The organism is Hydrogenophaga sp. L310 (genome assembly GCF_055703065.1).
The window spans coordinates 84,720-100,335 of the sequence record NZ_JBVPZA010000013.1; the positions used below are offsets into that span (position 1 = coordinate 84,720).

At 68.7% G+C, this 15,616-nt stretch carries 12 protein-coding genes; 8 read left to right on the plus strand and 4 right to left on the minus strand.

Going from position 1 to position 15,616, the window contains the following annotated elements:
* Positions 1–45: 45 nt before the first annotated feature.
* Complete coding sequence (gene ruvA / locus AC0GNO_RS19170) at positions 46–624, minus strand: Holliday junction branch migration protein RuvA (protein ID WP_472886982.1); 579 nt, start codon at positions 622–624, stop codon at positions 46–48.
* Positions 625–657: 33 nt separating this feature from the next.
* On the opposite strand from ruvA, the gene AC0GNO_RS19175 reads away from it, so the two are divergent.
* A complete protein-coding gene (locus tag AC0GNO_RS19175; protein ID WP_472905116.1) occupies positions 658–1,638 on the plus strand; it encodes a PhoH family protein in 981 nt (326 codons plus the stop codon).
* Between the two features lie 9 nt (positions 1,639–1,647).
* Positions 1,648–2,109 (plus strand): rRNA maturation RNase YbeY, encoded by a 462-nt coding sequence (ybeY, locus tag AC0GNO_RS19180; RefSeq protein ID WP_472905117.1) that lies wholly within the window; start codon positions 1,648–1,650, stop codon positions 2,107–2,109.
* A 33-nt stretch (positions 2,110–2,142) separates the two neighbouring features.
* On the opposite strand, the gene AC0GNO_RS19185 is transcribed toward ybeY, so the two are convergent.
* Genes AC0GNO_RS19185 through AC0GNO_RS19195 form a run of 3 tightly spaced genes read right to left on the minus strand, consistent with a single transcriptional unit; the run spans position 2,143 to position 4,501 of the window.
* Positions 2,143–3,123, minus strand: coding sequence for a chorismate transformation FkbO/Hyg5 family protein (locus AC0GNO_RS19185; RefSeq protein WP_472905118.1), 981 nt, complete (start codon positions 3,121–3,123; stop codon positions 2,143–2,145).
* A gap of 8 nt (positions 3,124–3,131) precedes the next feature.
* Positions 3,132–3,578, minus strand: coding sequence for a D-aminoacyl-tRNA deacylase (gene dtd, locus AC0GNO_RS19190; RefSeq protein WP_472905119.1), 447 nt, complete (start codon positions 3,576–3,578; stop codon positions 3,132–3,134).
* On the minus strand, positions 3,575–4,501 hold the full coding sequence (locus AC0GNO_RS19195) for a cation diffusion facilitator family transporter (RefSeq protein WP_472886977.1): 927 nt from the start codon (positions 4,499–4,501) through the stop codon (positions 3,575–3,577). The genes dtd and AC0GNO_RS19195 overlap by 4 nt, the downstream gene beginning before the upstream one ends.
* 119 nt (positions 4,502–4,620) lie before the next feature.
* On the opposite strand from AC0GNO_RS19195, the gene glgB reads away from it, so the two are divergent.
* Genes glgB through AC0GNO_RS19225 form a run of 6 tightly spaced genes read left to right on the plus strand, consistent with a single transcriptional unit; the run spans position 4,621 to position 15,602 of the window.
* Entirely contained in the window at positions 4,621–6,540 is a 1,920-nt protein-coding gene (glgB, locus tag AC0GNO_RS19200; protein ID WP_472905120.1) for a 1,4-alpha-glucan branching protein GlgB, read from the plus strand.
* Entirely contained in the window at positions 6,537–8,702 is a 2,166-nt protein-coding gene (glgX, locus tag AC0GNO_RS19205; protein ID WP_472905121.1) for a glycogen debranching protein GlgX, read from the plus strand. The genes glgB and glgX overlap by 4 nt, the downstream gene beginning before the upstream one ends.
* A 20-nt stretch (positions 8,703–8,722) precedes the next feature.
* The gene (malQ, locus tag AC0GNO_RS19210; RefSeq protein ID WP_472905122.1) at positions 8,723–10,234 is read left to right on the plus strand and encodes a 4-alpha-glucanotransferase; all 1,512 of its coding nucleotides are present in this window, start codon (positions 8,723–8,725) and stop codon (positions 10,232–10,234) included.
* Between the two features lie 34 nt (positions 10,235–10,268).
* On the plus strand, positions 10,269–11,528 hold the full coding sequence (gene glgC / locus AC0GNO_RS19215) for a glucose-1-phosphate adenylyltransferase (protein ID WP_472905123.1): 1,260 nt from the start codon (positions 10,269–10,271) through the stop codon (positions 11,526–11,528).
* Between the two features lie 2 nt (positions 11,529–11,530).
* Positions 11,531–13,057, plus strand: a complete 1,527-nt coding sequence (gene glgA / locus AC0GNO_RS19220; RefSeq protein ID WP_472905137.1) for a glycogen synthase GlgA — start codon at positions 11,531–11,533, stop codon at positions 13,055–13,057.
* A gap of 52 nt (positions 13,058–13,109) precedes the next feature.
* On the plus strand, positions 13,110–15,602 hold the full coding sequence (locus AC0GNO_RS19225; RefSeq protein WP_472905124.1) for a glycogen/starch/alpha-glucan phosphorylase: 2,493 nt from the start codon (positions 13,110–13,112) through the stop codon (positions 15,600–15,602).
* The last annotated feature ends 14 nt before the right edge of the window (positions 15,603–15,616 follow it).

The following is a 15,616-nucleotide window of genomic DNA, read 5'->3' on the forward strand; positions in this document are numbered from 1 at the left end:
CGTCATTTGCGATTCAGCGGCGTTCAAGTGTCGCCACGCTTCTATTCACTTCGCCAGCGCCTTCAACGCCAGCTTGATCCCCTCGCTCACCCCCACCTCCACCGGCAGCGCCTTCAGCGCCGCCGCCGCGTCCTTCTCGCTGTAACCCAGTGCCATCAGCGCTTGCTGAATGTCGCCTTGCACATCGCTCTGCACCGGGCCGGCGCCGGGCAGGTTGAGGTCGGCGCCGAGCTTGCCCTTGAGTTCGAGCAGCAGGCGCTCGGCGGTCTTCTTGCCGATGCCGGGCACCTTGATGATGCGCCCGCTGTCTTGCGCGCTGACGGCCTGTGCCAGATCGGCCACGCTCATGCCCGACAACACCGAAAGCGCCGTGCGCGGCCCCACGCCGCTGATCTTGATGAGCTGGCGGAAGGCCTCGCGCTCGGCAGCGTTGCCAAAGCCGTAGAGGATCTGCGCGTCTTCGCGCACCACGAAATGCGTGAGCAGCGACACCTTCTCTCCCAAGGCGGGCAGGTTGTAGAAGGTGCTCATGGGCACGTCCACTTCGTAGCCCACACCGTGGCAGTCGATCAGGATCTGGGGCGGATTCTTTTCCAGCAGGGTGCCAGTCAACTTGCCTATCATTGGTGATTCCTCATTGTTCACAGGATTATCGGTTTGATCCTCCGCCACACCTTCTCCCCGCCCGACAACCTGCGCATGGGCCACCTCTGCGGGCCCATGGACAGCCACATCCGCAGCATCGAGGCGGGCCTGCAGGTCAAGGTGGCGCACCGCTTCGAGCAGTTCCGCATCGAAGGCCCCAAGGCCAAGGCCAACCAGGCACTGGAAACGCTGCAGGCGCTGTACGAGATGGCGAAGAAGCCGATCCCCGCTGAAACCGTGCAGCTCATGCTGAGCGGCGACACGGCGCTGGTCGAGCCGGGCGACGGGGCGCTGGCGATGCAGACGCGGCGCGGCGAGGTGCGCGGGCGCACGCCGGCCCAGACGCGCTACCTGGAGAACATGGCCACGCACGACATCACCTTCGGCATCGGCCCGGCCGGCACCGGCAAGACCTACCTCGCCGTGGCCTGCGCCGTGGACGCGCTGGAGCGCAGTGCGGTGCAGCGCATCGTGCTCACCCGCCCGGCGGTGGAAGCGGGCGAAAAGCTCGGCTTCCTGCCCGGCGACCTGGGCCAGAAGGTCGACCCCTACCTGCGACCGCTGTACGACGCGCTGCACGACCTGATGGGCTTCGACAAGGTGCAGAAAGCCTTCGAGCGCCAGCAGATCGAGATCGCGCCGCTGGCCTTCATGCGCGGACGCACGCTCAACCACGCCTTCGTGATCCTCGACGAAGCGCAGAACACCACCGTCGAGCAGATGAAGATGTTCCTCACCCGCATCGGCTTTGGTAGCAAGGCCGTGGTCACGGGCGACGTGAGCCAGATCGACCTGCCGCGCACCGAGCTCAGCGGCCTGATCGACGCCGAACGCGTGCTCAAACGCGTGCAGGGCATCGCCATCACGCGCCTGACCAGTGCCGACGTGGTGCGGCACCCGCTGGTGGCGCGCATCGTGGACGCCTACGACGCACGCGGTTCGGGCAGCAGCGACGCAGCGCCAGCGAAACGCGCACGCCGCAAAACGGTCTGAGGACAACCCATGGCCCTGCCCTCATTGAGCCTGTCCCTGCAGTTCGGCGACCTGGCCGATGCCGCCATCCACCGCGCCGCGCTGCCGCGCCACACCGTCGCCCGCTGCATCCGCCACGCGCTGGAGGCCGACGCCGAAATCACTGTGCGCATCGTGGATGCCGAAGAAGGCCAGGCCCTGAACCGCGACTACCGCGGCAAGGACTACGCCACCAACGTGCTGACCTTCGACTACCAGACCGCCCCCCTGGTGATGGCCGACCTGGTGCTGTGCGCACCGGTGGTGGCGCGCGAGGCGAAGGAGCTGAAGAAGCCGCTGGCCGAGCACTACGCCCACCTGCTGGTGCACGGCACCCTGCACGCCCAGGGCTGGGACCACGAGACCGGCGAGGAAGATGCCGAAGCGATGGAAGCGCGGGAAACACAGATCCTCGCCGGGCTGGGCCAACCCGATCCGTACCACCGCGGCTGAAGTGGACGCCTTCAGCTTGGCGCTGCGGCGTGCTCAGAGCGAACGCAGGCCCTGGGCTTCCACCTCCACCAGCAGCTCGGCGCGGCAAACGTCGGCCAACACGCACACCACCGGCGCAGCCCCCACACGTTCGGCCATCACGGCTTGCACCTGGGGGGTGTCGGCCGCGTGCCGGATGTACACGCGGTAGCTCAGTGCACCCAGTGCATGGCCGCCGCTGCGGCTGCGCTGGTTGGCCTGGTCCAGCACGACCGCCACGTTGTCCATGGACTCGCGGGTCTGCGCCACCACGTCGCCCGGGTGCACGCTCTGGTGACCGACGATGCTCGCCGTGCCTGAAATGAACAGCAGCTCCTGCCCCGGCGGGTACACCAGCGCCGCCCGCGAAAAGGTCGGGCTGCGCGGCCCGTATTCCGCCGGGTAGTGGTAGGCGCTCACCTGGCGCGGGTTCTCGATCGGCACCGCCGGCGTGGACCCGGCGAGGAAAGCGATCGACAGCGGGCCGCCGGCCAGACCGAGCGCGCAGGCTGCCGGCACGCGTCCCACGACACTGCGCGCGCCCTGCAGGAACGCCTCGGCGCGCCCCAGGTTGAACTGGCGGTAACGCTCCAGCCCGTCTGCCGACCCGTTGATGTCGGCCATGTAGTTCCAGACCCGCCAGAGGTGCGGCAGCGCTTGCGCATCCAGCAGGCGGAAGAGGCGGGCGTAGGCCTGTTCGCTGTGGGTGCGCAGGTCGGACACGCCCGGGGCTTCCGCGAGCTCGATCACGCCGAACAGCAGGTCGCCAACGCGGCGCCACTGGATGCCTTCGGAGGTGCCGGCGAGGGGCGCCGAGTCGACCTGCCAGGCCTCGTGAAACGACAGCCCCGCCGAACCGAGCACCGGCGCACGCACGTGTTGCAGCGGCCAGTCCGGTGCGGCGGTGGGCGCCTGCAGCCCCAGAAGGCCGGCGCCCAGCACGTGCGCCATTCCGGGCTCGAACGGCGTGGGAGAAACAAGGAATTGAAGGCTCATGGCTGGGTTCAGGTTGCCGTCATGCGCAGCGGAATGGTCACCGGGCCGTCGTTCACCAGATGCACCTGCATGTCGGCGCCAAAGCGGCCGGTGGCCACCTGCGGGTGCAACGCGCGGGCGGCTTCGACCAAGCGGTCGTACAGCGATTCGCCCAGGGCCGGCGGCGCGGCGGCGGTGAAACCGGGCCGGTTGCCGCTTTTGATGTCCGCCGCCAGGGTGAACTGGCTCACGATGAGCAGGCCGCCGGCCACGTCCTGCACGCTGCGGTTCATCTTCCCCTGTTCGTCGGAAAAGATGCGCAGCCTGAGGATCTTGGCCAGCAGCTTCTGGCCCACGGCCTCGGTGTCGTCCGGTTCGGCGCACACCAGCACCAGCAGCCCGGCGCCGATCTGGCCCACGGTTTCACCCGCGATCACCACGCGGGCCTCGCTCACGCGCTGCAACAGGGCGATCAAATCAAATCCTTTTCATCTTCAAAATGCGCTTCCACGTCGCTGGGCAGCAGCTGGATACTGGCGCGAAGGCCCGGCACCGCGCTCATGAGCGCCTGCTCCACGCTGCCGCGCACGGCGGCCGCGCGCCCGAGCGACCAGGCCGCAGGCATGTGCATGTGCAGGTCCACAAAGCGGCGCTGCCCGGCCTTGCGTGTGCTCAGGTGGTCGAAACGGATGATGGTGGATTCGCCGCGCTGGCTCGCGAAACCATCGAGCGTTTCCTGGATGGTGGCCATCACCTCGGGCTCCACGGCCTCGTCCATCAGCCCCTGCGACGAACGCCAGATCAGGTGGAACCCTTCTTTCAGGATGTTCAGCGCGACGCCGATGGCGACCACCGGATCGAGCCAGAGCCAGCCGGTGAAATGCACCAGTGCGATGCCGATCACCACGCCGGCCGAGGTCCAGACGTCGGTGGTCAGGTGCTTGGCGTCGGCTTCCAGCGCGATGGACCGGTGCTGCTTCGCCGCGCGAAACATCACCCAGGCCAGCAAGCCGTTGAGCATGGAACTGGCCACCGAGAGGGCCAGGCCCCAGCCCACCTGCTGTATGGGTTGCGGATCGAGCAGCCGGTGCACCGCCGTCCAGACGATGCCCAGCGCCGCCACGATGATCAGGATGCCCTCGAAGCCGGATGAAAAATACTCGGCCTTGTGGTGGCCATAGGGGTGGTCGTCGTCGGCCGGGCGCGCGGCGATGGTCACCATCACCAGGCCGAACATGGCACTGGCCAGGTTCACCAGCGACTCCATCGCGTCCGACAGCAGGCCGACCGAGTCGGTGACCACCCAGGCCAGGGTCTTGAGCGTGATGGTGATGAGGGCCACCACCACAGACGCCATGAGCAGGCGCTGCGGCGTGAGGTAACGTGATTCCAGATTCATCCGCGCATTGTCGCCGAGGCTCCGCCCGCGTTCTGTGCGCCACGCGGGCCGTATCAGACGGGCCCGGGCTGTCACCAGCGGGTTCCCGTTCGGTGCCAGAATGCCAACAGCGTGCCGCCATGAACCCATCTTCCACTTCCCCCACCCCACCCGGCACCCCCACCAGCTTCTGGATCGGCGAGACCGACGCCTGGCTGCTGGCCGAAGGCAAGCACTTGCGGCCCTGGCAGAAACTGGGCGCCCACACCACCGAGATGGACGGGGTGGCGGGCACGGCGTTCGCGGTCTGGGCGCCGCACGCACGCCACGTCGGCCTGACCGGCGACTTCAACGGCTGGCAGCCCCAGCCCATGCGGTTTCGCCCCGAGTGCGGTGTCTGGGAGCTGTTCGTGCCCGGTGCCGGCGTGGGCGCCTGGTACAAGTTCGATGTGCAGGGCGCCGACGGCCGGCACGTGATGAAGACCGACCCCTACGCGCGCGAAACCGAGCTGCCCCCGGGCAACGCCGCGCGCGTGTGCGAACCGCTGCGGGCCGCACCGGCGCCGGCCGCGACCCACACCCGCCCCGCCGCGCCCATGGCCGTCTACGAAGTGCACCCCGGTTCGTGGAAGCGTCCCGAGGGACCACACACCCTGCCGACCTGGGACGATCTCGCCACCCACCTTGTGCCTTACGCCGCCGGCCTGGGCTTCACCCACCTGGAGCTGCTGCCGGTCAGCGAACACCCGTTCTACGCCTCCTGGGGCTACCAGCCCACCGGCCTGTATGCGCCCACCGCGCGCCACGGTTCGCCCGAGGCGTTCCGCCGCTTTGTTGACACCGCACACGCCGCCGGCCTGAAGGTCATCCTGGACTGGGTGCCGGCCCACTTCCCCGCCGACGAACACGCGCTGGCGCGCTTCGACGGTACCGCGCTCTACGAACACGCCGACCCGAAGGAAGGTTTCCACCGCGACTGGAACACGCTGATCTACAACTTCGGCCGCCACGAGGTGCGCAACTTCCTGGTCGGCAACGCGCTGTTCTGGGTCGAGCAGTACGGCATCGACGGCCTGCGCGTGGACGCGGTCGCGTCCATGCTCTACCGCGACTACAGCCGCCCGGCCGGCGAGTGGGTGCCCAACCGCGACGGCGGACGCGAGAACTACGAGGCCATCGCCTTCCTGCGCGAGGTGCACGAGGTGCTGCAGCGCGAAGCGCCGCAGGCCACCACCATCGCCGAAGAATCCACCGCCTTCCCGCGCGTGACCGGCGCCGTGGCCGAAGGCGGCCTGGGCTTCGACCACAAATGGAACATGGGCTGGATGCACGACACCCTGGCCTATTTTTCGATGGACCCGGTGCACCGCCGCTGGCACCACAACAAGCTCACCTTCGCGATGATGTACGCACACAGCGAAGACTATTGCCTGCCGCTCTCGCACGACGAGGTGGTGCACGGCAAGGGTTCGCTGCTGGGCAAGATGGCCGGCGACCGCTGGCAGCAGCTCGCCAACCTGCGCGCGCTCTACGCCTGGATGTACGCGCACCCCGGCAAGAAGCTGCTCTTCATGGGCGCCGAACTGGCCCAGCCCACCGAGTGGGACCACGACAGCGAACTGCCCTGGCACCTGCTGGGCGACCCGGCACACGCCGGCGTGCAGCGTCTGGTGGGCGACCTGAACCACGCCTACCGCGCGCAGCCGGCGCTGCACGCGCGCGACACCGACCCGCACAGCTTCCAGTGGCTGGTGGTGGACGACGCCGACCATTCCGTGCTGGCCTTCGCGCGCTACGGCCACCGGCTCGAAGACACGGTGGTGCTGGTCGCCAACCTCACGCCGATGGTGCGCCACGGCTACCGCGTCGGCCTGCCACACGCCGGCCACTGGCACGAGACCCTGAACACCGACTCGGCCCACTACGGCGGCAGCAACGTCGGCAACCACGGCCGCGTGCAGACCGACGAGGTGCCGATGCACGGCCAGCGCTGGTCGGCGGCGCTCACGTTGCCGCCACTGGCGGTGTTGTGGCTGAAGCCAGAACCCGCAAGCGCATGAACCCGGCGCACGTCACCCCGGCATTGGGTGCCCACCTGCACGAACTGAAAGGGCAATCCGGCGTGCAGTTTGCCGTCTGGGCACCGCAGGCTGAAGGCCTGGAGGTGTGCCTGTTTGACACCGCCACCGGCCCGGAAACCCGCCGCATCGCACTGGCCCCCGAGGGCAACGGCGTCTGGCAGGCCTTCGTGCCAGGCCTGACCGCCGGCCAGCTCTACGGCCTGCGCGCCAGCGGCCCCTGGGTGCCGGTAGCGGGCCAGCGCTTCAACCCCGCCCGGTTGCTGCTCGACCCCTGGGCCCTGGCCCTGGTGGGCAGCACCGGGCAGCTCGCGCTGCAGGCCGGCCATGCCGTGGCCGACCCGCTGCACCCCTCCCAGCCCTGGGCACAGCATCAGCCCAACCCGCTGGACAACGCCGCGGCCATGCCGAAATGCGTGGTGGTGGATACCCAGGCCGAACTCGACGCCGGCCACGCCATCGCGCCGCGCCCGGTGATCGCTGGTGAGCGTGTGTTCATCTACGAAGCCCACGTGAAGGCACTCACGCGCCTGCATCCCGAGGTACCGGACGCGCAGCGCGGCAGCTACGCCGCGCTCGCCCACCCGGCCGTGCTCGCCCACCTGCAACGCCTGGGCGTCACCACCGTCTGCCTGCTGCCGGTGCACCAGCACATCAGCGAGCGCCACCTGCTCGCGCGCGGCCTGGTCAACCACTGGGGCTACAACACCCTCAACGCGTTCGCGCCCGAACCCGCCTACGCGGCCGCCACCGGCGGACACGATCCGTCGAACGCCGCCGAAGCCGCCGCCGTGCGCGCCGAGTTCCGCCAGATGGTGGATGCGTTGCACCGCGCCGGCATCGAGGTCGTGCTCGACGTGGTGTTCAACCACACGGCCGAGAGCGACCTCGACGGCCCCACGCTCTGCTGGCGCGGCCTGGGCCAGAACGCCTGGTACGCCATGGGCGAACACGGCGTGCCGAACAACTTCAGCGGCTGCGGCAACAGTCTCAACGTGAGCGAGCCGCGCGTGGTGCAGTGGGTGATGGACAGCCTGCGCTGGTGGGTGATGGCCTACGGCGTGGACGGTTTCCGCTTCGATCTGGCGGTCTCGCTCGGCCGCGTCGCCGCGCTCGGTCATGCCTTCCACCCGCACGCGCCGCTGCTCGCCGCCATGGCGCAAGACCCGGTGCTGCGCGGTGTGCGCCTGATCGCCGAACCCTGGGACATCGGCCCCAACGGCTACCACAGCGGTGGTTTTGCCCCCGGCTGGCTGGAATGGAACGACCGCTTCCGCGATGGCGTGCGTGCCTTCTGGCTCGGGCACCACGCCTCGCTCGGCGAACTCGCCAGCCGCGTGAGTGCCAGCAGCGACCTGTTTCACCACCAAGGCCGGCTGCCCGCGGCCAGCGTCAACCTGCTCACCTCGCACGACGGCTTCACCCTGGCCGACCTCACGGCCTACAGCCAGAAGCACAACGCCGCCAATGGCGAGGACAACCGCGACGGCCACGGCCACAACCTGAGCGCCAACGCCGGCGCCGAAGGCCCCAGCGACGATCCGCTGGTGCAACACCGGCGCGGCCTGTGGCGCCGCGCCCTGCTCGCCACGCTGTTCTGCGCCCAGGGCACACCGCAGCTGCTGGCCGGTGACGAGATCGGCCACAGCCAGCAAGGCAACAACAACGGTTACTGCCAGGACAACGCCCTCACCTGGCTGGCCTGGCCGCAGGCCGACGGGGAGATGACCGACTTCGTGGCCGGTCTCGCCGCGCTGCGCCGCCAGCACCCCGGCCTGCGCCACGCGCGCTGGTTCAGCGGCCAGTCGCTGGCGCCGGGCGGGCCCGTCGACATCGCCTGGCTGCACGGCGATGGCGCGGCGATGCACAACGCGTCCTGGAACAACAGCCGACACTGCACCCTGGGCGCGGTGATCACCGTGGGTGAAGAGGGCCAACCACCCGCCGAACGCCTGCTGCTGGTCTGGCACGCCGGTCGCGGCCACACCACCATGGCCCTGCCGCCGGGACCTTGGTCGCGGCGGCTGGACAGTGCCCGCGGCTTTGTGGCCCTGAACGAAGCGGCGGGTGAACCCGTGAGCAGCCAGCTGCACCTCGCCGAGACCCGGATGTGTGTGCTGGTCCAGAGTTTGCAGGGCGGATGACCCCTCCTCCGCCTCACACCATGAACCACCAACCCAGCGACCTGCTCTCGCGCCGCACCTGCGGCGTGCTGCTGCACATCACCAGCCTGCCCGGCCCGCACGGCTCGGGCGACCTCGGCCCGGCCGCCCGCCACTTCGTGGACTGGCTGGCCTCGGCCGGCCAGTCGATCTGGCAGATCCTGCCGCTCTCGCCCGCCGGCCCGGGCAATTCGCCGTACCAGAGCGTGTCGGCCTTCGCCGGCAGCCCGCTGATGGTCGACCTGGACGACCTGGTGCACCAGGGCTGGCTGCCCTGGCTGGCGCGCAAGGGCTTCGACCACCACCATTGCGATTTCGAGCGGGTGGCCCCGTACCGCATGGCCTGCCTGCGCAAGGCCTGGGACGGCTTCACGCAACGCGCCACCCCGGTCTGCCGCGAGGCCCTCGCCGCGTTCTGCGCCGAACAGGCCCATTGGCTCGATCACTACGCCCTCTTCATGGTGCTGGACGAACGCCACGGCGGCCCCTGGTCGCTCTGGCCGGAGCCACTGGCCCGGCGCGAGCCTGCCGCGCTGGACGCGGTGCGCGAACAGTCGGTGCACGCGCTGGGTTTCTGGCGCTTCGTGCAATGGCGCTTCTGGGTGCAGTGGCAGAACTTGCGCAGCTACGCACGCGAGCGCGGCGTGCAGATGGTGGGCGACGCGCCCATCTTCGTTGCGCACCACAGTGCCGACGTCTGGGCCCACGCCGACCAGTTCCTGCTCGATGATCAGATGGACCCCGCCGTGGTGGCCGGCGTGCCGCCCGACTATTTCAGCGCCACCGGACAACGCTGGGGCAACCCGCTCTACAACTGGAAAGCGATGGCGCACCGCGGCTACCGCTGGTGGAAAGACCGGCTGGCCCACCAGTTCCAGCAGGTGGACGTGGTGCGGCTGGACCACTTCCGCGGTTTCGAGGCGCACTGGGAAATCCCGGCCAGCGAACCCACCGCCATCGCCGGCCACTGGCAGCCCGGTCCGGGCCAGCATTTTTTCGACGCCATCCAGGAAGAGCTGGGCCGCCTGCCCATCATTGCTGAAGACCTGGGTCTGATCACGCCCGAAGTGACCGCGCTGCGCGAGACCTGCGGCTTCCCGGGCATGCGCATCCTGCAATTCGCCTTTGGCAGCGGCCCGGCCAACCCGTACCTGCCGCACAACCTGGAGCGCCAGACCGTGGCCTACACCGGCACACACGACAATCAAACCACGGTGGGCTGGTGGACCAGTGCGACGGCGGGTGAAAAGACGGCCGCGCGCGCCTACCTGGGCCACTGCGTCGACACCGAGCCGCACTGGACCCTGATCAACGCGCTGTCCATGTCGGTCGCCAACACCCTGGTGGTGCCGTTCCAGGACGTGCTGGGCCTGGACACCCGGCACCGGATGAACACCCCGGGCCTCGCCACCGGCTGCTGGGAATGGCGCTTCGACTGGAGCCAGGTGAACCACGAACCCGCCGAGCGCCTGGCGGCCATGACGAAAGCTCACGGACGCTGGCCCCACCCCTGACCTTCCCCGCCTTTCAACCCGACAGGAGACACGCATGGAAAAGCCCAACCCCCAGCAACTGGCCAAACGCACCATCGCCCTCGTGCTCGCGGGCGGGCGCGGTTCGCGACTGCACGCGCTGACCGACCGGCGCGCCAAGCCCGCGGTGTACTTCGGCGGCAAGTTCCGCATCATCGACTTCGCGCTCTCCAACTGCCTGAACTCGGGCGTGCGCCGCATCGGCGTGGTGACGCAATACAAGTCGCACAGCCTGCTGCGCCACCTGCAGCGCGGCTGGAGCTTCCTGCGCAACGAGTTCAACGAATTCATCGACCTGCTGCCCGCCCAACAGCGCATGGGCGACGAAAGCTGGTACCTGGGCACGGCCGACGCGGTCTACCAGAACCTGGACATCCTGCGTGCGCACAAGCCCGAGTACATCCTGATCCTCGCCGGCGACCACATCTACAAGATGGACTACTCGGGCCTGATCGCCGACCACGTGGCGCAGGGCAAAAAATGCACCGTGGGCTGTATCGAAGTGCCGCTGGCCGAGGCCACCGCCTTTGGCGTGATGGCGATCGACACCGAGCGGCGCATTGTCGGCTTCCTGGAAAAACCCGCCAACCCACCCGCCATGCCGGGCAAGCCCGATGTGGCGCTGGCCAGCATGGGCATCTACGTGTTCGATGCGCAGCACCTCTTTGAAGCGCTCGCCCAAGACGCGGCCACGCCCGGCTCCAGCCGCGACTTCGGCAAAGACCTGATCCCGGCCATGGTGGCCGCGGGCGACGCGGTGGCCCACCCCTTCGGCATGTCCTGCGTCAAGAGCACGCCCGAGGCACCCGCCTACTGGCGCGACGTCGGCACGGTCGACGCCTACTGGGCCGCCAACATCGACCTCACCGGCACCGTGCCCGAGCTCGACATGTACGACCGCGACTGGCCGATCTGGACCTACCAGGAACAGCTCGCCCCCGCCAAGTTCGTGTTCGACGACGACGGCCGCCGCGGCATGGCGGTGGACTCGCTGGTCTCGGGCGGCTGCATCATCTCGGGCGCCTCGGTGCGCCGCTCGGTGCTGTTCTCCAAGGTGCGGCTGCACTCCTTCACCACGATCGAAGAATCCGTGCTGCTGCCCGAAGTGGACGTGGGCCGCGAATGCCGTCTGCGCAAGGTGGTGATCGACAACGGCTGCGTCATCCCCGACGGCATGCAGATCGGCTTCGATGCGGCTGAAGACGCGCGCCGTTTCTTCCGCACCGACAGCGGTGTGGTGCTCGTCACCCGAGCCATGCTTGAAGCCTTGAAATGACATTGCGCGTTCTCTACGTCTGTTCCGAGGTCTATCCGCTGCTCAAGACCGGCGGGCTGGCCGATGTGAGTGCGGGTCTGCCGCCGGCGCTGGCGGCCGCGGGTGCCGACGTGCGCCTGCTGCTGCCCGCCTTCCCGTCCGTGGTGGCGGGTGTGGCACCGGAAGGCCCCGCCCTGCCGGTGCCAGCGGGCGGCGCGCCCGGCCTGCCCTGGGGCCTCGGCCCTCGGCCCGACACCACGGCCGGCCCCGCGCCCTGGCTGCAGGCCGGACGCATCGGTGCCAGCGGCCAACCCGTGCTGCTGCTGCACGCGCCCGGCCTGTACGAACGCGAAGGCAACCCCTACCTCGACGCCAGCGGCCAGCCCTGGCCCGACAGCGCGCAGCAGTTCGCCTGGCTGGGCTGGGCCGCCGCCCTGCTCGGCACCGGCCTGGACCCCACCTGGCGCCCGGACGTGGTGCACGGCCACGACTGGCACACCGGCCTGGCCTTCGCCTACCTGCATCAGCTCCCCCCTTCCGGACAGCACCGGCCAGCCACGGTCTTCACCGTCCACAACCTGGCCTACCAGGGCCTGTTCGACGCGGACCAGCGCAGCGCCCTGGGCCTGCCCGATCCGCTGTTCCACCTCGACGGGCTCGAATTCCACGGCCAGATCTCCTTCATGAAGGCCGGCCTGTTGTACAGCGACGCCATCACCACGGTCAGCCCCACCTACGCCCGTGAAATCACCGGACCCGAACAGGGTTGCGGGCTCGACGGGGTGCTGCGTGCACGCCAGCCGGTGCTGAGCGGCATCCTCAACGGCGTGGACGACGCGGTCTGGAACCCGGAAGCGGACCCGCTGGTCCGGCCCGGCTTCAGCGCCACCCGCCTGAGCGGCAAAGCCAAGGCCAAGTCGCGGCTGCAAAAGACCATCGGCCTGGAAAAACGGCCCGACGCCCTGCTGTTCGCCGTCGTCAGCCGCCTCACCGAACAGAAGGGCCTGCACCTGCTGCCCGCCGTGGTCGACGAACTGGTGCAGCGCGGCGGCCAGCTCGCCGTGCTGGGCGCGGGCGATGCCGCCATCGAAGCCGCGCTGCAGGACTGCGCACAGCGCCATCCGGGTCAGGTGGCCCTGCGCGTGGGCTACGACGAAGCCCTGGCCCACGGCATCATCGCCGGCGCCGACGTGATCCTGCTGCCCTCGCGCTTCGAACCCTGCGGCCTGACCCAGCTCTACGGCCTGCGCTACGGCACGCTCCCGCTGGTGCGCGCCGTCGGGGGTCTGGCCGACACGGTGACCGACTGCAGCCTGGAAAACCTGGACGACGGCAGCGCCAGCGGCTTCGTCTTCCACGATCTGAACGTGGCCGACTTGTCGTCCGCGCTGCGGCGCGCGTTTGCCCTGCAGCGACGCCCGGCCGACTGGCTGGCCGTGCAGCGCCACGCCATGGCGCTGCGCTTCGACTGGGCCCGCGCCGCCAGCGACTACCTGCGGGTCTACGAGACCGCTCTGGCAACTGCCACCGATGGCACGCGTTCTGCTTGAACCCGAAACACCGCCCCCTCCCGTTCGCCACCGACCTGCCGACACCACCGCCATGCCCAACACCCTGCTCACACCCACCACCGGCACCGCGATCGGCACCGTCACCGCGCCGTTCGAATACGACCACCTGGACAACACCGTCGACGCGCTGCGCAAGTCGATCGCCAACCGGCTGGTCTACGCGGTCGGCAAAGACCTGCGCTCCGCCACCCGGCGCGACTGGCTGTTTGCCCTGTTCCACGCCGTGCGCGACCGCACCATGGACCGCTGGCGCGAAACCCTGGCCACCGCGCAGGACAGCGACGCCAAGCGCGTGTACTACCTCTCGCTGGAATTTCTGACCGGGCGCGCGCTCACCAACGCCCTGCTCGCGGTCGGCATCCACGACGACGCCAGGACCGCCTGCACCCAGCTCGGCGCCGACTTCGACGCCCTGATCGACCTGGAAAACGACCCCGGCCTGGGCAACGGCGGCCTGGGTCGCCTCGCGGCCTGTTTCCTCGACTCCATGGCCACGGTCGGCCTGCCCGGCATGGGTTATGGCATCCGCTACGACTTCGGCATGTTCGCGCAGCGCATCGTCGATGGCCGCCAGGTCGAAGAACCCGACTACTGGCTGGTCAACGGCAACCCCTGGGAATTCATGCGCCCCGAGTTCAGCTATCCCGTGCAGTTCGGTGGCCGCCTGGTGCAGGAAGGCGAGCACGTGCGCTGGGTGGACACCGACGACGTCATCGCCACCGCCTACGACAGCGGCGTGCCCGGCCACGAACTCAGCAGTGTGGCCACGCTGCGCTTGTGGACCGCGCGCGCCACCAGCGGCATCAACCTCGACGCCTTCAACAAGGGCGACTACATGCGCGCCGTGGAGGCCAAGAACGAGTCGGAAAACGTCTCGCGCGTGCTCTACCCCGACGACAGCACCGAACACGGCAAGGAGCTGCGCCTGCGCCAGGAGTATTTCTTTGTCAGCGCCTCGCTGCAGGACATCGTGCGCCGCTACCTGAAGGACCACGGCAGCTTCGACCAGCTCGCCGACAAGGTGGCCATCCACCTCAACGACACCCACCCCGCGCTGGCCGTGCCCGAGTTGATGCGCATCCTGGTGGACGAGCACCGGATCGACTGGGACAGCGCCTGGGACCTGTGCCAGCGCATTTTCAGCTACACCAACCACACGCTGATGCAGGAAGCGCTGGAGACCTGGCCGGTGGACCTGATGGGCCGGCTGCTGCCGCGCCACCTGCGCATCGTCTACGACCTGAACGCGCGCTTCCTGGCCGAGGTGCACGACCGCTTCCCCAATGACCACGAACTGCTGCGCCGCGTCTCGCTGATCGACGAACGTGGCCAGCGCAGGGTGCGCATGGCCTCGCTCTCGGTGCTGGCCAGCCACAAGATCAACGGCGTGTCGGCGCTGCACAGCCAGCTGATGGTGGAAACCATCTTTGCCGACTTCGCCAGGATCTGGCCCGAGCGTTTCTGCAACAAGACCAACGGCATCACGCCGCGGCGCTGGCTCTCTCAAGCGAACCGCCCGCTCTCGGCACTGATCGACGCGCGCATCGGCAGCACCTGGCGCCGCCACCTGGACGAACTCAGCGCACTGCGCGAGTTCGCCACCGAACCCGAATTCCAGAACGCCTTCCGCCTCGCCAAGACGCAGAACAAGAAGCGCCTGGCCGAGCGCATCGCGCAGGAGACGGGCGTGATCGTCAACCCCGACAGCCTGTTCGACGTGCAGATCAAGCGCATGCACGAGTACAAGCGCCAGTTGCTCAACGTGCTGCACGTGGTCACGCGTTACCAGCAGATCCTCACCCACCCGAACGCCAACTGGGTGCCGCGCACCGTGATCTTCGGCGGCAAGGCGGCCTCGGCCTACTACATGGCCAAGCTGGTGATCAAGCTGATCAACGACGTGGCGCGCACGGTCAACAACGACAAGCGCATCGGCGACAAGCTCAAGGTGGTGTTCATGCCGAACTACCGCGTGTCGCTGGCCGAGGTCATCATCCCCGCGGCCGATCTGTCGGAGCAGATCTCCACCGCCGGCACCGAAGCCTCGGGCACCGGCAACATGAAGTTCGCGCTCAACGGTGCGCTCACCATCGGCACCTGGGACGGCGCCAACATCGAGATCGCCGAAAACGTGGGGCTCGACCACATCTTCATCTTCGGCCTGCGCACCGAGCAGGTGGCGGCCCTGCGCGCCAGCGGCTACAACCCGCACCGCTACTACGACCACAACTACGACCTGAAGAGCGCCATCGACCGCATCGCCGAGGGCGCCTTCAGCCCCGAAGAGCCCAAGCGTTTCCACGACATCACGCGCACCCTGCTCGAATCGGACTACTACCTGCTGCTGGCCGACTACGCCGACTACATCGCCACGCAGCAGAAGGTGGACGAGGTCTACCGCCGCCCCACCGAGTGGACGCGCCAGGCCATCATGAACGTGGCCGGCATGGGCGCGTTCTCGTCGGACCGCACGATCCGCGAGTACGCCGACGATATCTGGAACGTGAAGCCGCTGTTTGAGTGAGGTCGTGCTGTTTT